The 15,947-nt window shown below is 57.3% G+C and carries 14 protein-coding genes and 1 tRNA gene; 4 read left to right on the top strand and 11 right to left on the bottom strand.

The features are described 5' to 3' along the window. The first annotated feature begins 2 nt into the window (after window positions 1–2). Both ACP15U_RS06270 and ACP15U_RS06265 read left to right on the top strand, forming a co-directional pair. The gene (locus ACP15U_RS06270; protein WP_425044295.1) at window positions 3–1,499 is read left to right on the top strand and encodes an aldehyde dehydrogenase family protein; all 1,497 of its coding nucleotides are present in this window, start codon (window positions 3–5) and stop codon (window positions 1,497–1,499) included. 206 nt (window positions 1,500–1,705) lie between these two features. Continuing rightward, a tRNA-Val gene (locus ACP15U_RS06265) sits at window positions 1,706–1,781 on the top strand. 105 nt (window positions 1,782–1,886) lie between these two features. Here ACP15U_RS06265 and ACP15U_RS06260 read toward each other — a convergent pair. The 10 genes from ACP15U_RS06260 to ACP15U_RS06215 all read right to left on the bottom strand — a co-directional run bounded on the left by ACP15U_RS06260 (window position 1,887) and on the right by ACP15U_RS06215 (window position 13,329). After that, window positions 1,887–2,669, bottom strand: a complete 783-nt coding sequence (locus tag ACP15U_RS06260; protein WP_425044294.1) for a carbon-nitrogen hydrolase family protein — start codon at window positions 2,667–2,669, stop codon at window positions 1,887–1,889. Between the two features lie 3 nt (window positions 2,670–2,672). Then, complete coding sequence (locus tag ACP15U_RS06255; protein ID WP_425044293.1) at window positions 2,673–3,842, bottom strand: M24 family metallopeptidase; 1,170 nt, start codon at window positions 3,840–3,842, stop codon at window positions 2,673–2,675. A 238-nt stretch (window positions 3,843–4,080) separates the two neighbouring features. Continuing rightward, complete coding sequence (locus tag ACP15U_RS06250; protein ID WP_425044292.1) at window positions 4,081–5,142, bottom strand: quaternary amine ABC transporter ATP-binding protein; 1,062 nt, start codon at window positions 5,140–5,142, stop codon at window positions 4,081–4,083. 13 nt (window positions 5,143–5,155) lie between these two features. Beyond that, on the bottom strand, window positions 5,156–6,187 hold the full coding sequence (locus ACP15U_RS06245) for an ABC transporter permease (protein WP_425044291.1): 1,032 nt from the start codon (window positions 6,185–6,187) through the stop codon (window positions 5,156–5,158). 116 nt (window positions 6,188–6,303) lie between these two features. Next, complete coding sequence (locus ACP15U_RS06240; RefSeq protein WP_425044290.1) at window positions 6,304–7,281, bottom strand: ABC transporter substrate-binding protein; 978 nt, start codon at window positions 7,279–7,281, stop codon at window positions 6,304–6,306. Between the two features lie 167 nt (window positions 7,282–7,448). Continuing rightward, a complete protein-coding gene (locus ACP15U_RS06235; RefSeq protein WP_425044289.1) occupies window positions 7,449–8,435 on the bottom strand; it encodes an Ldh family oxidoreductase in 987 nt (328 codons plus the stop codon). 55 nt (window positions 8,436–8,490) lie between these two features. Further along, window positions 8,491–9,180, bottom strand: a complete 690-nt coding sequence (locus ACP15U_RS06230; RefSeq protein ID WP_425044288.1) for a DUF3726 domain-containing protein — start codon at window positions 9,178–9,180, stop codon at window positions 8,491–8,493. Then, the gene (locus ACP15U_RS06225; RefSeq protein WP_425044287.1) at window positions 9,180–10,850 is read right to left on the bottom strand and encodes a hypothetical protein; all 1,671 of its coding nucleotides are present in this window, start codon (window positions 10,848–10,850) and stop codon (window positions 9,180–9,182) included. The genes ACP15U_RS06230 and ACP15U_RS06225 overlap by 1 nt, the downstream gene beginning before the upstream one ends. Window positions 10,851–10,867: 17 nt before the next feature. Then, complete coding sequence (locus tag ACP15U_RS06220; RefSeq protein ID WP_425044286.1) at window positions 10,868–11,881, bottom strand: membrane dipeptidase; 1,014 nt, start codon at window positions 11,879–11,881, stop codon at window positions 10,868–10,870. Then, on the bottom strand, window positions 11,878–13,329 hold the full coding sequence (locus ACP15U_RS06215; RefSeq protein WP_425044285.1) for an aldehyde dehydrogenase family protein: 1,452 nt from the start codon (window positions 13,327–13,329) through the stop codon (window positions 11,878–11,880). Before ACP15U_RS06215 ends, ACP15U_RS06220 begins: the two co-directional genes overlap by 4 nt. 94 nt (window positions 13,330–13,423) lie before the next feature. Between ACP15U_RS06215 and ACP15U_RS06210 the strand changes: the two genes are divergently transcribed. Beyond that, window positions 13,424–14,290 (top strand): LysR family transcriptional regulator, encoded by an 867-nt coding sequence (locus ACP15U_RS06210; RefSeq protein WP_425044284.1) that lies wholly within the window; start codon window positions 13,424–13,426, stop codon window positions 14,288–14,290. A 63-nt stretch (window positions 14,291–14,353) separates the two neighbouring features. Here the strand turns inward: ACP15U_RS06210 and ACP15U_RS06205 are convergent, their stop codons facing one another. Next, on the bottom strand, window positions 14,354–14,806 hold the full coding sequence (locus ACP15U_RS06205) for an N-acetyltransferase family protein (RefSeq protein ID WP_425044283.1): 453 nt from the start codon (window positions 14,804–14,806) through the stop codon (window positions 14,354–14,356). Between the two features lie 155 nt (window positions 14,807–14,961). Here ACP15U_RS06205 and ACP15U_RS06200 point away from each other — a divergent pair, with 155 nt between their 5' ends. Next, complete coding sequence (locus tag ACP15U_RS06200) at window positions 14,962–15,894, top strand: IS5 family transposase (RefSeq protein ID WP_425043710.1); 933 nt, start codon at window positions 14,962–14,964, stop codon at window positions 15,892–15,894. Window positions 15,895–15,947 lie beyond the last annotated feature (53 nt).

Here is a 15,947-nt window from a genome sequence, read left to right as displayed (position 1 = left end):
TCATGACCCCCGATACCACCCTTGCCAAACTGGGATTCTCTGCCGCAGAACTGACCGGCGGCACATTGACGGTTCACTCACCCATCGACGGATCCCTGCTCGGCAACGTGCACGAAACCCCTGTTTCAAAGATGGGCGATGTCTTTGACCGCGCAACAAAGGCTTTCAGGGAATGGCGAACGGTTCCGGCCCCAAGGCGCGGAGAACTGATCCGCCTTCTGGGCGAGGAACTGCGAGCAGCCAAGGATGAACTTGGCGCGCTGGTCAGCTGGGAAGCAGGCAAGATCACGTCCGAGGGCCTTGGCGAAGTGCAGGAGATGATCGATATCTGCGATTTCGCCGTCGGCCTTTCCCGTCAGCTCTATGGCCTCACCATCGCCAGCGAACGCCCTGGGCATCGAATGATGGAGACATGGCACCCGGCTGGCCCGATTGGCGTCATCACCGCCTTCAATTTTCCCGTTGCCGTATGGTCTTGGAACGCTGCGCTGGCACTCGTGTGCGGTGACCCGGTAATCTGGAAACCATCCGAAAAGTCACCACTCACAGCTCTCGCCTGTCACAAGATCTTCTTTAGGGCGGCGGAACGTTTCGGTGATGCTCCGGACGGCCTGCTGCAAACCGTGATCGGTCAAGCCGATCTGGGCGAAGCACTGGTGCAGAGCGAGACGGTCCCGATCATTTCGGCGACCGGGTCGACCCGGATGGGGCGCGCTGTTGCACCTGTCGTGGCAGAACGGTTCGGCAAGTGCATTCTGGAACTTGGCGGGAACAACGCAATGATCGTGGGCCCCTCCGCGGATCTGGAAATGGCAGTGCGAGCGATCGTGTTTTCTGCCGTCGGAACCGCAGGTCAACGTTGCACCAGTCTGCGCCGTCTGATCGTGCATAACTCAATCCGCGATGATCTCGTTGCGCGGCTTCGCTCCGCCTATGCGGGACTGCCAATTGGCAATCCCCTTCAAGAGGGTACACTTGTCGGACCACTGGTGGATGAGGCAGCCGGAGCGGCAATGACCGCTGCACTGGAAGCTGCCAAAGCTGAGGGCGGTCTCGTGTTCGGGGGCAAGCGCGTAACCGAAGGCGTCCCATCAGGCGTCTACATGGAACCGGCCATCGTGGAGATGCCCAATCAGACGGCCACCGTTAAGACCGAGACCTTTGCACCCATTCTTTATGTGATGGGATATGATGACTTTGCGGATGCACTGGCGATCCAGAATGGTGTTCCGCAAGGCCTCAGTTCCTGCGTTTTCACGCTCAACATGCGCGAGGCTGAGCAGTTTCTGTCGGCGGCCGGGTCAGATTGTGGCATCGCCAACGTCAACATTGGCCCATCAGGCGCCGAAATCGGCGGTGCGTTTGGCGGAGAAAAGGAAACCGGCGGTGGGCGTGAAAGCGGCTCGGATGCATGGAAAAGCTACATGCGCCGGCAAACCAACACGATCAACTACTCTGACGAGTTGCCGCTTGCGCAAGGCGTGAAATTCGATATCTGAACGTTCTGACGCCTGATTATGAGCCGGACGGGCATCGCAGCTTGGTCCGGCTCAGCCTTTTTTGCAGAGCAGGCCGGATTGCGAAAGCAACCTCGTCACCGCCGAAAGCGCTTGGATACAGATCAGCGTCTTACCACCAATTGACTCAGAATATTTGCTGCCCCCCCTTGCAGGGTCGGAAAGTCTTGGCTAAATGCGTCCGGCAAGGGTGATTAGCTCAGTTGGTAGAGCGCTTCGTTTACACCGAAGATGTCGGGAGTTCGAGTCTCTCATCACCCACCATTCTCCACACATAGTCAGATTGGAAGCGTTCGGCGCCTTCTCGGTTCTGATTGAAACGGATAGGTGCACAACGTCTTCCGGGTACGTCGGTCGCGCATTCCGAAATCAAAACCTGATTTCACGAAGGTCTTCGAGATAGGGCAAACGACGACGCGCCGCGACCAGTCGCGCCTTGTCCAGCTCGGCGTGGATGATTTCCGGGTCACGACCGGCCCGTGCCAGTTCGATACCATCAGGTGCCGATATGACACTGGCCCCCAGAAACTCCGTATCGCCTTGCTCACCCACAGAGTTTGCATAGGCCAGATATACGCCGTTCTCATAAGCGCGGGACGGAATCAAACTGTGCGCCACCCATGACCATTGGGAACCGAGAGCCGTTGGCACAAGTACCAGTTCCGCACCAAGCTCGGTCACATGGCGGACGGTCTCGGGAAACTCAGCATCGTAACAAATCAGGGTCGCAATTCTCAGTCCGCCATAGTCAAACAGATTACATCCAGTTCCTGGTGTAAAATACGACCGCTCGAACCCCGGAGGAATTGCCAGCTTTCGCTGATGGCCCAGCAACTGTCCGGTCGGAGATGCACAAACTGCCGAGTTGAAAATCCCCTCTTTCGCTCGTTCGGCAAACCCGTAGTGGATCGCGACGCCAAATTCGCGCGCCAAGTTCGAGATTGCCGCAAAACTGGGACCATCCAGATGTTCCGCGCAGCGCTCAACTTCATCACCGATGTTGTAGCCGCAAGCAAACAGCTCGGGCAGAAGAACCAGGTCCGCCTTGTTTGCAGCGATACCCGGCAATTTTGCGCGAAGCCAGCCCAACCGGTCCGAGGATGTTTTCAGACCGGCCGGCGATTGAGCGACTGACAGCCGGAACCTGTTCACCGCTTATGCCTCCGTAACCATCAATTCACGCGGGTAGTCGGTCAGATACTCACAGCCTGTTTCGGTCACAACAATACTGTCTCCGATACGCCCTGCGGTCACCCCGTCGACAGAAATCCCACCATCCACTGCAAATGTCATGCCGGGCTTCAGGACGGTGGTGTCCCCTGCTTTTAACTCAGGCGCTTCAAGATAGGCCATTCCGATGGAACGGCCTGTCCGATACCCGGTTTGGTAACCTCTTTCTGCATAAACCTCGTTGGCGGCGGCCGCGATGTCCTGTGCTTCTATCCCCGGGCGGATCGCGGCAATGGCAGCCTGTTGCGCGTCAATGGCGGCCTGTTGGACCCGTGCGGCTTCGTCCGTCACGGCACCAACGTGAAACATTCGGTCGAAGCCCAGCTTGTATTGTTGGAACTGGGCCATGTTGCAGAAACAGAAATAGACCGGGTCGAAACGCTCATAAGGTTTGACGGATGCGCGACGGTGCACCATCGAGACATCCTTGCCGCTTTGCAGGATCTGCAAATTGTGGATCAACGGCGAAACGAACCGCTCCCAGCCTTTGTCCGTCAGAAAATCGGCGGCAGCTCGGGTTCCCGCATCGATTACGGCCAGCGCACTCTCGTATTCACGTACCCCCTCCCGGAGGGAGCCGTGGGCTGCGGCCATCATCGCGCCCGCGATTTTCCCCGCCTGTTTCATAATGGTGACTTCCAGCGGAGATTTGATCATGCGCTGTGCGCCCAGAACCGGGCAAACGTCTTTGAGCAAAGAGGCGGGGTAGCGGTCATCCAGAAAGTTGCGGACGATCGGCGGCAACTCTGAACACTCCACCCATATCTCGGCCGGGTTCTCGGGCAAAGTGCCGGCAAGAGCCCGCCCCCAACTCTTCTGACCCGCATCCTCCCATGTCCGAACGTCTTCGATCCAAGTCATCTCGGCGACCATCTCACTTTCCATCAAAGGCGTGATGACGATGGGGGCTGCGTCTGCCGGAACGACAAGCATGGTGGGCCGGCCAAATTCTATCCCGAGATAACCCCAGAACCCTGCGAGATAGGCAATTGAGCTTTCTGATGTGAAAACGGCATGAGCAATTCCTTGATCCCTCAGCCGCGCCTGAAGTTCAGACGTTCTGGAAATTGCCTCGTCCAGTATTGTTCCAGCCATTCTGTCACCCCATACCAAGCCTGTCTCAGCTTAGTATGCGACCGGCACCTAAGATACTGAGTTTGCGACAAACGATTCCTATACGCGGCAAGCCGGTGACAAATCGGACCGGGAAATACACCTCGAACAGAGCGACAGGTCCTGAGCGGAAAAAGACCATCCCGTTCACCCAAATCTCCAATCGGATAGGTCTGGTCCGTAGCAGCGCCCTTGCCCCGCTATGGGTGATGGCTCCTGCTCAGAAGTTTCGGGCGCCTGCTTCCGACGCCACCCGGGGGACCAGAGCCTTCACGAGGTTGGTCATTTCCAGCGTCCCGACCGGCGCACCATCGCGCAAGACGACATAGGAATGAGACGTATCCCCACCAGACTTGGCAATCATACTCTCAAGGGTATCGTTAATGCCAACTTCGCCGTGCGCATCCGGCGGAACGACTCCGCCCTCAAGCGGAGTCATGATCGAACGCACCCGCAGGACGCGGGCTCGGTTGATATCGCTTACGAAGTCTTCGATGTAGGGGTCGTTCGGGTTCAAAAGGATATGTTGCGGCTCACCCTGCTGAACAACCTCACCATCTTTCAGAATGACGAGATGGTCAGCCAGCTTCAGGGCCTCGTCCAGATCATGGGTGATGAAGACGATCGTCTTGTGCAGCTCGGTCTGCAATTCCAACAGAAGGTCCTGCATGTCAGTTCGGATTAACGGATCAAGCGCTGAAAACGCTTCGTCCATCAGCATGATGGGCGAGTTTGACGTCAGCGCCCGTGCAATTCCAACGCGTTGCTGCATTCCGCCGGACAATTGATGCGGGTAGTGGCCATCGAACCCCTTGAGCCCTACGCGCTCAAGCCACTTGTGCGCTTCGGCCAGGTATTCACTGTGCCTGACGCCACGGACCTTGAGCGTGGTTCCCGCATTTTCGGCGACTGTGCGGTGCGGCAGCAGTGCGAATTTCTGAAAAACCATCGACATGACTTCGCGACGCAAGTTGCGAAGCTGTTCCTCGTCATAGGCAAGCACGTCGTTTCCATCGACTTCGATCCGGCCAGAAGTTGGCTCGATCAGGCGGTTCAAATGACGAATCAGAGTCGACTTCCCAGACCCGGACAGCCCCATGATGACGGTGATTTCGCCTTCGCGCATATCGACGTTTATGTCTTTCAGGCCCAGCACGTGCCCGTGCTGGTTCAGCAGGTCCGCCTTTCCGGCACCTGCCAGTACATGTTCCAGTGCGGCGCTGGGATTGGCGCCGAACAACTTATAGAGATTGCGGATCGAGATCTTGATCTTGCCGGTCACGTCCCTGCTCCTTCTAGTGCTTCTGAGCCGCGTTCACGCGGTCCAGTGCTGCCTTTGTCACCCGGTCCAGAATGATCGCGAGAAGCACGATGCCCAGCCCGGAAATCAGGCCTACGCCGAGTTCAAGATTGCGAATTCCGCGCAGAACCAGCACACCCAAACCCGGCGCAGAGACGAGCGACGCAATCACGACCATCGCGAGGCTCATCATGATTGTCTGGTTCACACCGGCCATGATGTTGGGCAGAGCCAGTGGGATCTGCACACCAAACAGTTTTTGCCGATCCGTCATACCAAAGGAATCCGCGGCTTCGATTACATCCTGATCCACCAGCCGTATCCCGAGATCGGTCAGTCGGATCACCGGAACAATCGCATAGAGGATGATGGCAATTCCGTAGAGCTTTGGTTCTGTCACCGAGAACAGGAAGATCAGCGGAATAAGATAGACAAAAGGTGGCAGTGTCTGAAGCATGTCCAGAACAGGTATCACCGCCTTCTGGAGCCGGTCACTGCGTGACATGGCAATGCCTATGGGGACACCCAGCAGGACACATAGGAAGGCGCAAACGAATATGATCGCCAGCGTCTGCATGGCATAGTCATAATGGTCGATGAATGCCAGGAAACCCAGGCAGGCAAGGACGAGAAACACAAGCCGGACCGATTTCGAGGCAAGATACACAACCGCCAGCAATACCGGGAACATGATCCACCAAGGAGTTCCTTCGGCAACCGCCAGCGCAAAATCGAGTATCCAGGACAAGGGCTGGGTGATCGGATCAAGCACAACGCGCAAAGCATCCTTGATCGCAAGGAACCCGTTTTCGACACCCTTGCTCAGATCGCGGGACTGGGGGATGCGACCGCAAGCCTCGTTCAGAGCATCCAGCGACGGGAACGGTAGTGTCCAAAGCGACACTTCCTCACCTGCCCCGCCCTTTGCCAGCAGGTCCGCCATTGACAGCGGAGCGTCACTTTCAGCACCCGCATCGCACCAGTCGCGCAACCCGAGGCCATCAAAAACAAAGTCGTAGGTGGCCATCGTCGATCCCCTTTTCTGACAGTTCGGGGCGGAATCTCTCCCGCCCCGGACCGGAATTCTGTCGCATGTTCAGGCGGTGGCTCACTGTTCGGAGCCACCTGGCTTAACATACGGGTTTACTTGATGAACGCCTTGAGGTTCTCGCGCGCTCCATCGTTCACCCACTGGGACCAGACACCAGATTGAGTAGTGAGGAAATACACAGCTGCTTCTTCGGCCGAGGCACTGTTTTCTTCCTGCCATGCCAACAGTGAGCTCAGCAGCCCGATTTCAAAGCTGACCTTGCCCATGAGCTCCGCAACCTCGGGTTCACGATCGGTCAGAGCGGCCGTAGCAACCGTCAGAACGGGTGCCGGCGGGAAATCGGATACACCCGGATTGGCATTGTCCTTGTTCGAGTTCATTGCGTGGACATCAGTGTCGATGCTTCCGATCTCGACCTTGGTCATTTCATACTTGCCCAGAACCGCAGTAGGACCCCAGTAGTACCCGAACCAGGGTTCCTTGTTCTCGTAGGCTGCAGCAATCGAGGTTGCCAGCGTTTCGCCCGATCCGTGATCGAAGATCTCGATGCCGTCGCGCATGCCCAGCGCGGTGATCAGATTGTCGTTTACAATCCGGCAACCCCACCCGTCGGGGCAATTGTTGAAGCGGCCGCCAACCAGATCGGGATTGGCAAGGATACCTTCGATCGTGGTCAGTTCGGGATGTGCGTCGGCGAGGTATTTCGGAACCCACCATCCTTCGACGCCACCGGGATTGAACACGTCGGCAAGGCGTGACACCTTGCCTTCGGCTTCCAGCTTGGCATAAACATCACCGGTCGAGTTCAGCCAGAGCTCGGTGACGATATCCGGCTCACCGTTTTCAGCCAGCGACGCAACCGATGTAGTGGTCGCAGATGGAACCTTTTCCACCGTGCAGCCATAGCCCTGTTCCATCAGGAACTTCGAGACTTCGGTGATGATCTGGGACGACGCCCAGTTCATTTCGGTGATCGATACTTCGCCACAGTCTGCTTGCGCTGCTGCGGGAATTCCAAGTCCGATTCCTGATGCCAAAGCGAAAACTCCGGCGGTTACGAGTGATTTCATGGTCTTCCTCCCCATTGTCACGTTCAGTCGCACCGTCAACCACGAGCGTCGGTAAAGCGGCGCGGCAAACTCTCGTTCGCCTCAGCGTAAGCAGCGGCTGCACTTCACTCAAACAGAAACTTCTGAAACTAATTTCAGATTTTCTTTACCTTCCGGATGCGTCGGGCTTAGCTTGATGAACCCGCGGCCAATGCGCCGACTTTTGCCCACAGATCTGCGTCCACCGTTATCTGCTGCCTCGCTTTGCTGCGGGACCCCGGAATTCGAACCGGGGCATCATCGGAAATCTCGGATGCCACACGGCCAATCCTGTCGGCCAATGCATTCGCATGGCCTGCCGGATCAATCAGAATGTAGAACTGGCCAAGATCGTGAGGCAGTCCGTCGCGCAGTTTCAGCCCCATTACGTCAACGGAGTTGACGGAACCGGTCAGGCCAGCCGCAAGAAACTCGACCAAAAGACCCAAGGCCCAACCTTTGTAGTCCGCCGCACTGACCAACGACCCCTGAAGCGCAGCATCCGGGTCGGTGGTTGGACGGCCTTCGCTGTCAACGGCCCAACCCAGTGGAATGCTTTCTCCCGCAGCCTTTGCCATTGTGATCTTGCCCAAAGCCACTGCCGCCGTCGAAAAATCAGCGTGCATTGCCGGCCCGTCCTCACCTGGCAAAGTGAACGCAATCGGGTTGGTCCCAACGACACGTTTCCGGCCACCGGGTCCGGCCACGATAGCCGACGCATTCGTGAACCCGATACCGATCAACCCTTTGGCGGCGATCTGTTCGGTAAAAAAGCCGAGCGACGTGCAGGTGTGTGAATGACAGACGGACAACGAGGCGATACCGCATGCCCGCGCAGCTTCGACGGCCTTGGGCAGCGCCCGTGCAAAAGCAGGTTGTGCAAACCCAAGACCTGCATCGACGGCCACGGCGCCCGCACGCGATGCATTGACCACAGGCTCGACCGTGCCATTCACCCGCCCGGAGGCAAGCTGCACACAGTAGCTTTCCAGATAGTATAGCCCACATATGATGTTGCCGGTCTCTTCTGCACGGGCCACGGCCCTTGCCACCTCGGCCGCCTGCCAAGGCCCGGCGCCGTGCGCCATCAGGGCATCGGCGCTCTTGCGTTCGATGTCTTCAACAGCAACTTGCATCGAGGGTCACTCCTTTGGATCGTCCATAGGCCCAACGCAAGTTTTCGCGGGCCAACTAGTCATTGTCGCCACCAGCCGAACCGGCATCTGCGCGTGACGCTGCCGAGGCTGGCACATAGGTTCGCGACGCATAGGTGTTCAGCTGTTCGAGCGTGTCTTTCGAGGCGCTGACAGGCGCGTGCTCACCTGCGCTTCCATCAATAACCCCGGCAACCGGCGAAATGCCAATATCTGCGATTTTGGTCAAAAAAAGCCTGTCCAGCGCGCCGTTAATCTGTCCGGTTTCGGAGACCGTGACCTTACCTTGCTGCCACTCCAGCCCAACGGTGCCGCCAGCAACGCGGGCAATCTGGTGAGCAAACGGCAGGACCAGAACAGGCAGAAAAACCGGACCGGCTTTGGTGCATTTTTTCTGAGAACCGGCAAAGTCCGAGAGAGCTGCGCCCGTAGCTATCGGGCAAAGCGGCGAAGCGTCCAACGATTGGATCTCTCCGTCTTTTAGTTCCATGCTGCGGCTAATCCCGGTTTCAAAATCCAGACGAGCCAGCAGCGAACCGCACCCGTCAATGCCCCGCATGCATAGCCAGCGCGCGGCAAACCCTGATTCTTCGGCCAACCCCCAGCTGAACCCGGCGCCCCGAGCTGCCTTCTGGCATATCGCGTCGATCTCGTTACCAGAAAGCTTCGCATTTGGTACCGAAACCGGAGTGAAACCGGCACGAGTCGGGTCGTTCTTTTCACGCATCATAACGAATGATCTCGGCTTATCTCGGATGGGTAGGGCAAATCCTGAAACAGGCTTATCCTGACCCATTTATCTGACCGGGGATCAAACCTGCTGGCACCAAAAAAGGCGAGCTTGCAGCGCATGAGATCGATCGGCAGCATCTCGTGGCCGAGAAGGTTGTCGCGAACTTCCGAATACGGGTGGCGCAAACTGACCTGAGCCCGGCGAGCCATCAGGCGGTGGTCGGGGTTCGACAGCAGAAACTCTGCCAGCGTTAGTTGCTCATCCACCTCATTCAAAGCGTCGTGCAGATCCTTTGCCAACCATGCAATTCCCAGAGGTTGCTCTAGTTCAGCGCCGGCGTCGTCCTGCCGGTTTCCCAGACGCGGTTCGAGTTTCTCCTCGGAAACATACCAGAATCTTGCAACGTTTCGCGGTTGCTCGAAATCCATGCCCAGCGCCCAGGCAAAGTTCCTTTCCAGCAAAGCCTTCATCTCACCCACAGTCATCGTTCCGTCGATCGGGAAATTCGCTGCTTCGTCTGCATACATGCAATCGGCAAGCCCATCGACGAGATCCCCGTGCGGTTCCAAAAGCAATGACAACAGTACTTCCTGACCTTCCAGAGAAAGGGTTTGCTCTCCCCATGTCCAAAGCGCGTCCCAAGGGTGCGTGCTGGGGCCGGACCAATTCTCTAACTGTGCTGAAATCTTGTCGAGATCGGCGTTGAGATCGGCGAGTTTAACGGTCTGTATAGGATGTTCCGAATGCCAATGTGCCGCGTTTTCATGTGCGGCTTCGAGAGCAGCCCGCAGTTTTGATATGGCCTCTGGGGTTGCCCGTTTCAGTGACCGGACGCGGGCAAGTGCCTCTTCGCGAGCAAACATCCAATTGTTCAGCAAAACCGGGTGACGCACGATAAACGGAGCCATGCCCAACCCCGTCGAATTTCCGACGCCCAATCCGCGCTTGATCTCTGGATCCAGCCGCACGGCATCCGACCCTCCACGGGCAGCCGCAAGATGTTCCACAATATCTACCGTGAAATCCCGGACCAACCAGACCAGAAGCATTTCTGCCTGAAATGGCGCAGACAGCTCGGGCCGATTGGCAATTTGGTCGCGATCGGCGGCACCGAACTTGCCAGATCCATAAACGGCAGTTGTGCGCATCAGATATCCGACGGCCTCGACCTCTTTCCGGTCAGGCTGCTTTCCCGAGGATAGGCGATCCACAACATGTGCAAACAACCGAACTGACCGGTTGGCGCGGCTCAGGCAAAGTTCGCGGGGGCTGATCCTGCCTGCTTCCTGTAGGGGAACATTGGCTTCCAAACGGTCAAGATCTGCCTCGGTAGGCTCACCATCGAACAGCGCAAAAGTTGCATCCCAAGCGGTGGCGATAACCCTGTCGGTTCGCATGGCAGCGGGTAAGTCATGCGAAAAGGCAACCAGTGAGTAAGTTCCATCCGGCCCTTTGGCGCGGTAAACTGCACGGCCTACTCCATTTTCATTCACGTCCCAGACCGGGCGATCGAACTGCCACTGTTCCCGCTGAATGCGCCGCATCAGGGAGCGCAAAAACGAAAGGCGAGTGGGATGTGCAGATCCCATCCGGGACAGGCGCATCACGACATCCGGAGAGCGCCTGAAACGGGCGACATCATCGGGCTCCGGCAGTGCTGACATGACGATCCCCTTGTTGGCTATTGGGCCACGCGTGTATCCACCTTAGTGCCGGCGGCCTGCGCTCCGAAGCTTTCCTCAAAAAATCGGAGCCAATTTCCGCCCATAACCCGGCCAACCTCGTCGTCACTCAGGCCCACGGCACGAAGTCCACTGGAAATATTACCGAAATCGCGATTGTCCGAAAACCACGACGGCATCGGAGGAAAGCCCGGCGCGGCGGCGCTGCCTTCGCCGTAGTCCATGCGTTTTGTCCAGCGTCCCATACGCATCCAGTCTACGACACTATCCGGCTGCTCCTGACAGAGATCGGTGCCGATCCCGATATGGTCCGGCCCCATAACGTCAATCATGCGAGCAATCATCGAACAGAAATCCTCGAGCGCGCAGTCGCCACCTCCCTTGAGGTGATGAGGGTAAATCGAAAAGCCGAGCATTCCACCGGTTTCCGCCAATGCTCTGAGCACAGTGTCAGACTTGTTTCTCAGGGCCGGGTGCCAGCTGGCCGGATTGGCATGGGTGATAGCAATCGGTCGCGCCGAGTGTTCAATAGCTTCCAGCGTCGATCGCTCGCCAGAATGGCTCATATCCACAACCAGCCCGACGCGGTTCATCTCTGCCACCACTTCGCGGCCCATCCGGGTCAAACCGCTGTCTTCGGCTTCGTAGCAACCTGTCGCCAGCAAAGACTGGTTGTTGTAAGTCAACTGCATGAACCGGAGTCCGAGTTTGTGCAAAACTTCGACCAGGCCGATGTCGTCCTCCATGCAGGACGGGTTTTGCGACCCGAAGAAAATGGCCGTGCGCCCTGTCTCTTGCGCCAGTTTGACATCAGCTGCCGTCGAGCCCTGAAAAATCAGGTCAGGGTAGGCTTCGAACCAACGGTTCCACTGTTCAATATTCAGGACAGTTTCGCGAAACGTCTCGTGGTAGGTGATCGTGGCATGCACGGCGTCAACGCCGCCTTCCTTCAACTGCCGAAAGATCTGTTCGGACCAGTTTGCGTATTGCAGGCCATCGATCAGGACGCTCATTCCGGTGCTCCCGCTGCGACATATGCGGTTTTGACCGTGGTATAGAACTCGGCGGCGTAGCTGCCTTGCTCCCGGGGCCCATAAGAAGATGCGCCACGACCGCCAAACGGCACGTGATAGTCCGTTCCTGCGGTTGGCAAGTTCACCATTACGCATCCCGCCCGCATGTTAGCGCGGAAGTGCGATGCCCGTGCCAGTGAACGCGTCATGATTCCAGCAGTTAGGCCAAACTCGCTGTCATTGGCGACCGAAAGAGCCTCTTCATATCCACCGGCCTTGATAACGCAAGTGACGGGTGCAAACATTTCTTCGCGGTTGATGCGCATGTCATTGCTGGTTCCGGCAAACACAGCCGGCGCCATGTAAAATCCGTCGGTTGGCCTTTCCAGCCGTTGACCACCACAGAGCAACTCTGCACCTTCCTCCTGACCGATCCGGATATATTCAAGGTTTTTGTCCAATTGGCTCTGGCTGACCACGGGCCCGATCTGCGTGCCATCCTCCAGCGCATGTCCCACGCGAAGACCTTGCGCAGAAGCCACCAAACGTTCGACAAAAACGTCATGGATCCGCTCATGGACGATGACCCGTGAAGCCGCCGTGCATTTTTGGCCAGTTCCACCAAAGGCGGCGTTGGTAACATGCGCGACGGCGAGATCAAGATCCGCATCATCCATAACAAGAAACGGGTTCTTTGATCCCATTTCCATCTGCAGTTTCGGCATCGTCGAAATTGCCGAAGCCGCGACACCGCGCCCGACCGGAACCGACCCGGTGAAACTGATCGCGTCTACAGCGGTGCTTTCAACCAAACGTTGGCCGACTTCAGCTCCAGGGCCGGTTACCAAGTTGAACAGTCCTACGGGGATATCCTGCCGGGAGATGATCTCGGTCAGGGCAACGGCAGAGGCCGGGGTGGCGTTTGCCGGCTTCCAGACAACCGCATTCCCAAAGGCCAGCGCCGGGGCAATCTTCCACGCCGGGGTGGCCACCGGGAAGTTCCAAGGGCTAATGATTGCGACCGTTCCAACCGGTTCACGCCGCACGTCAATTTCGATACCCGGCCGCACGCTTTCTGCGAGGTCGCCATGCAAACGCAGGACCTCAGCAGCAAAATAGGTAAAGAACTGACCGGCGCGGTAAACTTCACCGGTTCCTTCGGCCAGCGGCTTGCCTTCTTCCCGGGACAGCAGACGTCCGATCTCGGCGGAGCGTGCCATCAACTCGGTGCCGATTGCCATCAGCACGTCGTGCCGCTTCTGCACCCCGGCCGCCCACCATTCAGCTTGCGCCTTGCGGGCCACGATCAGTGCCTCGTCAAGATCCGCCGCACTGGCTTGCCCGAATTGCCCGATAACGTCGGTCAAATCGGAAGGGTTGCGGTTTTCGATGGTCGATGCGCCCTGGCGCCAGCGACCCCCTACATAAATACCGTTCATATCGGTCATCGGTGCCTCGCTTCTGTTAAATTTACTACTAGACGAGGGAATTTGCTTTAGGCAATCTTGAAGCACTTAATATAACTTCAGGAAAGTTGAAATATTGATAAAGCTTGAGATGCTCCGTGTCTTTCGAACGGTTGCCGAAAAAGGAAGCTTGGCCGGTGCAGCCGAAGTACTGGGCCGCACGCCCTCAGCCATATCCATGATGCTGGCCCAACTCGAAGACGACATCGGTGCCCAGTTGTTCGAAACTGACCGCAAGAGCAAACTCAGCCCGTTAGGACAACTCGTACTCGATGAAAGCAGCCGCGCCACTGACGCATTCTCTCGCAGTCTCGACGCAATCCGCCGCCATGCTGCATCTCTGGCGGGCACGGTTCGCGTTGCAGCAGTTCCTTCGGCCGTTGCGACCGTTCTGCCGGGCGTCATTGCAGAGTTTCGCGCCGAGCGGCCTGATGTGCGCCTCGAAATCAGTGATGTCGACAGCGACCGGGTGCGTCGGCGTGTCATGCTGGACGAAGCGGATATCGGAATAATTTCGGCATTGTCTGACGACAATTCGGGGGGGATCACCATTTTTAGGGATGATCTGGGCATCGCGTGTAAACCAGACGGACGGATCCGTAGTCACGTGAACGCGGGCAGTGCCCTGTCGTGGGATCTACTTGCGCTTGAGGCGTTGATCGCCAATCCGCTTTGCAAGCTGGTCTCTCACCCGGTTGTCGATCGGGCAATCGAAAGCTGCAATCTCGAGGCCCGGAACACGTCCGCATTGCTATCGTTTGTCCGGGCAGGTCTGGGCGCAACGATCCTGCCGCGCAGCGCCGTTGACGAGGGACAGGATGATCTGGTTTTCCTTGTTCCATCCGACCCCCGAACCCGCCGCGACCTTAGAAAGATCTCTCGTACGAACGAAGGATTCAGCCCGGCAGTGAATGCATTTTGGTTGGCCCTACGGGCGCTTTGACGGTGCCGAGCAACCCAATGCAGGCTCAAAACGTCGGCTCGTCAGGGGAGTGCCAGCCGGTCTCTAGTCGTTCTTTTCGTAAATGATAAAGGGCGTACGCGTGGCCACCTGATCGTATAGCATTCGGCCTTTGTAGTTGAATTCCTGCGTTGCCCAATAGATCCCGGGAACTCCATCCTGCTTTGCGGTTTCGTGGACCTTTTCGATGAGCGCCCGCCCGATCCCTTTCCCACGCACTTCGGGATCTATAAAAAGGTCCATCAAGTAGCACGTATCCTCCACCGACCACATGGTCCGATGATAGAGAAAATGCGCCAAGCCCACCGGCTTGCCTGCCATTTCAGCAATGAAACAGCGATATTCTCCGATTTCATGGGACAACAATCGCTGAAAGGAAACCTGATACACTTCTTCGCTTACAGCGGTTTCATAGAAATCCAGATAGGACGTCCACAACCGCCGCCATTCATCGTGGTCGCTCCGCTTCAATGGTCGAATTATCAAGTTTCTGTCCATTTGGCGCCTTCCCTGCCCGGATTTCACAAGCCAATCGAATTTTCCTGATTTGTCAAACTGCAAACCAGCCACACCGTAGTTGATCGCAACAGGGCTTTGTTGCACAAATCGGTTGAGGGATTCACTGTGTGAATCCAGCGTGATAGCTGTGCGTCATGAGCAGTTGGGCCCCCACGAAATACAAGACCAGGAATTGGTCATCTTACAATGAGGCGTTGAGACGGCGCGGGTCGCTGTCGATTTGGTTTGACCCTGATATGGTCTGGGTTCCGCCACCGAGCGGCAAGCGCGGTCGGCGACACAGCTTTAGTGATGCTGCGATCCAAACCTGCCTGACGATCAAGGTGCTGTTTGGCCTTCCGCTCCGACAGACGACAGGCTTTGTGGAAAGCTTGTTGCAGTTGGTCGGGCTGGACTGGGCAGTTCCCGATTTCAGCACGCTGTGCCGCCGCCAGAGGACGCTGAACGTGGACCTGTCGTATCGTGGCAGTACCGGCCCGCTGAACCTTCTGGTTGATAGCACAGGCATCAAAGCTGAAGGTGAAGGCGAATGGAACGCACGCAAGCATGGCGGTCCCAAACGACGCATTTGGCGCAAGATACACATAGGGATCGACGAGGAAACGTTGGAGGTTCGAGCGGTCGAGGTTACCAGCAGCAACATCGGTGACGCGCCCATGTTGCCTGAGTTGCTGAACCAGATCCCCAACGACCAGGACATCGGATCAGTAACCGGCGACGGGGCCTATGATACGCGCAAATGCCATGACGCGATTGCCGCCCGGAATGCCCACGCTGTCATTCCGCCGCGTAAGAACGCCAAGCCGTGGAAACCCAGCAGCGCCGGAGCCATCGCCCGGAACGAAGCGGTTAACGCCTCACGATACTTGGGCCGCGCCATTTGGCGACAATGGAGCGGATACCACCGAAGAAGCCGTGTCGAGACCAAGATGCACTGTGTGAAGCTGATGGGGCAAAGTCTCATGGCGAGAGACTTTGATCGGCAGGTCGCAGAGATCCAAATCCGTGTCGCAGTCCTCAACCGCTATACCGCTCTTGGCATTCCCGTCACAGAAGCCGTAGGCTAAATCCGTCCGGGGAAAGGGGAAGTCCCATCCTCACAGGATTTGTGCAACAAAGC

This window comes from Primorskyibacter sp. S87 (genome assembly GCF_049801055.1).
In the GTDB taxonomy this organism is placed as follows: Bacteria; Pseudomonadota; Alphaproteobacteria; order Rhodobacterales; family Rhodobacteraceae; genus JBNAGF01.
Note: the sequence above shows the minus strand (reverse complement) of the source record. Positions and strands in the feature narration are given on the sequence as shown.

What these genes read in the sequence shown, in the direction of transcription:
- ACP15U_RS06240 (WP_425044290.1), bottom strand. Translation starts at nt 7,281, where the DNA reads ATGAAATCACTCGTAACCGCCGGAGTTTTCGCTTTGGCATCAGGAATC.
- ACP15U_RS06245 (WP_425044291.1), bottom strand. Translation starts at nt 6,187, where the DNA reads ATGGCCACCTACGACTTTGTTTTTGATGGCCTCGGGTTGCGCGACTGG.
- ACP15U_RS06225 (WP_425044287.1), bottom strand. Translation starts at nt 10,850, where the DNA reads ATGTCAGCACTGCCGGAGCCCGATGATGTCGCCCGTTTCAGGCGCTCT.
- ACP15U_RS06205 (WP_425044283.1), bottom strand. Translation starts at nt 14,806, where the DNA reads ATGGACAGAAACTTGATAATTCGACCATTGAAGCGGAGCGACCACGAT.
- ACP15U_RS06230 (WP_425044288.1), bottom strand. Translation starts at nt 9,180, where the DNA reads ATGCGTGAAAAGAACGACCCGACTCGTGCCGGTTTCACTCCGGTTTCG.
- ACP15U_RS06235 (WP_425044289.1), bottom strand. Translation starts at nt 8,435, where the DNA reads ATGCAAGTTGCTGTTGAAGACATCGAACGCAAGAGCGCCGATGCCCTG.
- ACP15U_RS06215 (WP_425044285.1), bottom strand. Translation starts at nt 13,329, where the DNA reads ATGACCGATATGAACGGTATTTATGTAGGGGGTCGCTGGCGCCAGGGC.
- ACP15U_RS06220 (WP_425044286.1), bottom strand. Translation starts at nt 11,881, where the DNA reads ATGAGCGTCCTGATCGATGGCCTGCAATACGCAAACTGGTCCGAACAG.
- ACP15U_RS06255 (WP_425044293.1), bottom strand. Translation starts at nt 3,842, where the DNA reads ATGGCTGGAACAATACTGGACGAGGCAATTTCCAGAACGTCTGAACTT.
- ACP15U_RS06200 (WP_425043710.1), top strand. Translation starts at nt 14,962, where the DNA reads ATGAGCAGTTGGGCCCCCACGAAATACAAGACCAGGAATTGGTCATCT.
- ACP15U_RS06270 (WP_425044295.1), top strand. Translation starts at nt 3, where the DNA reads ATGACCCCCGATACCACCCTTGCCAAACTGGGATTCTCTGCCGCAGAA.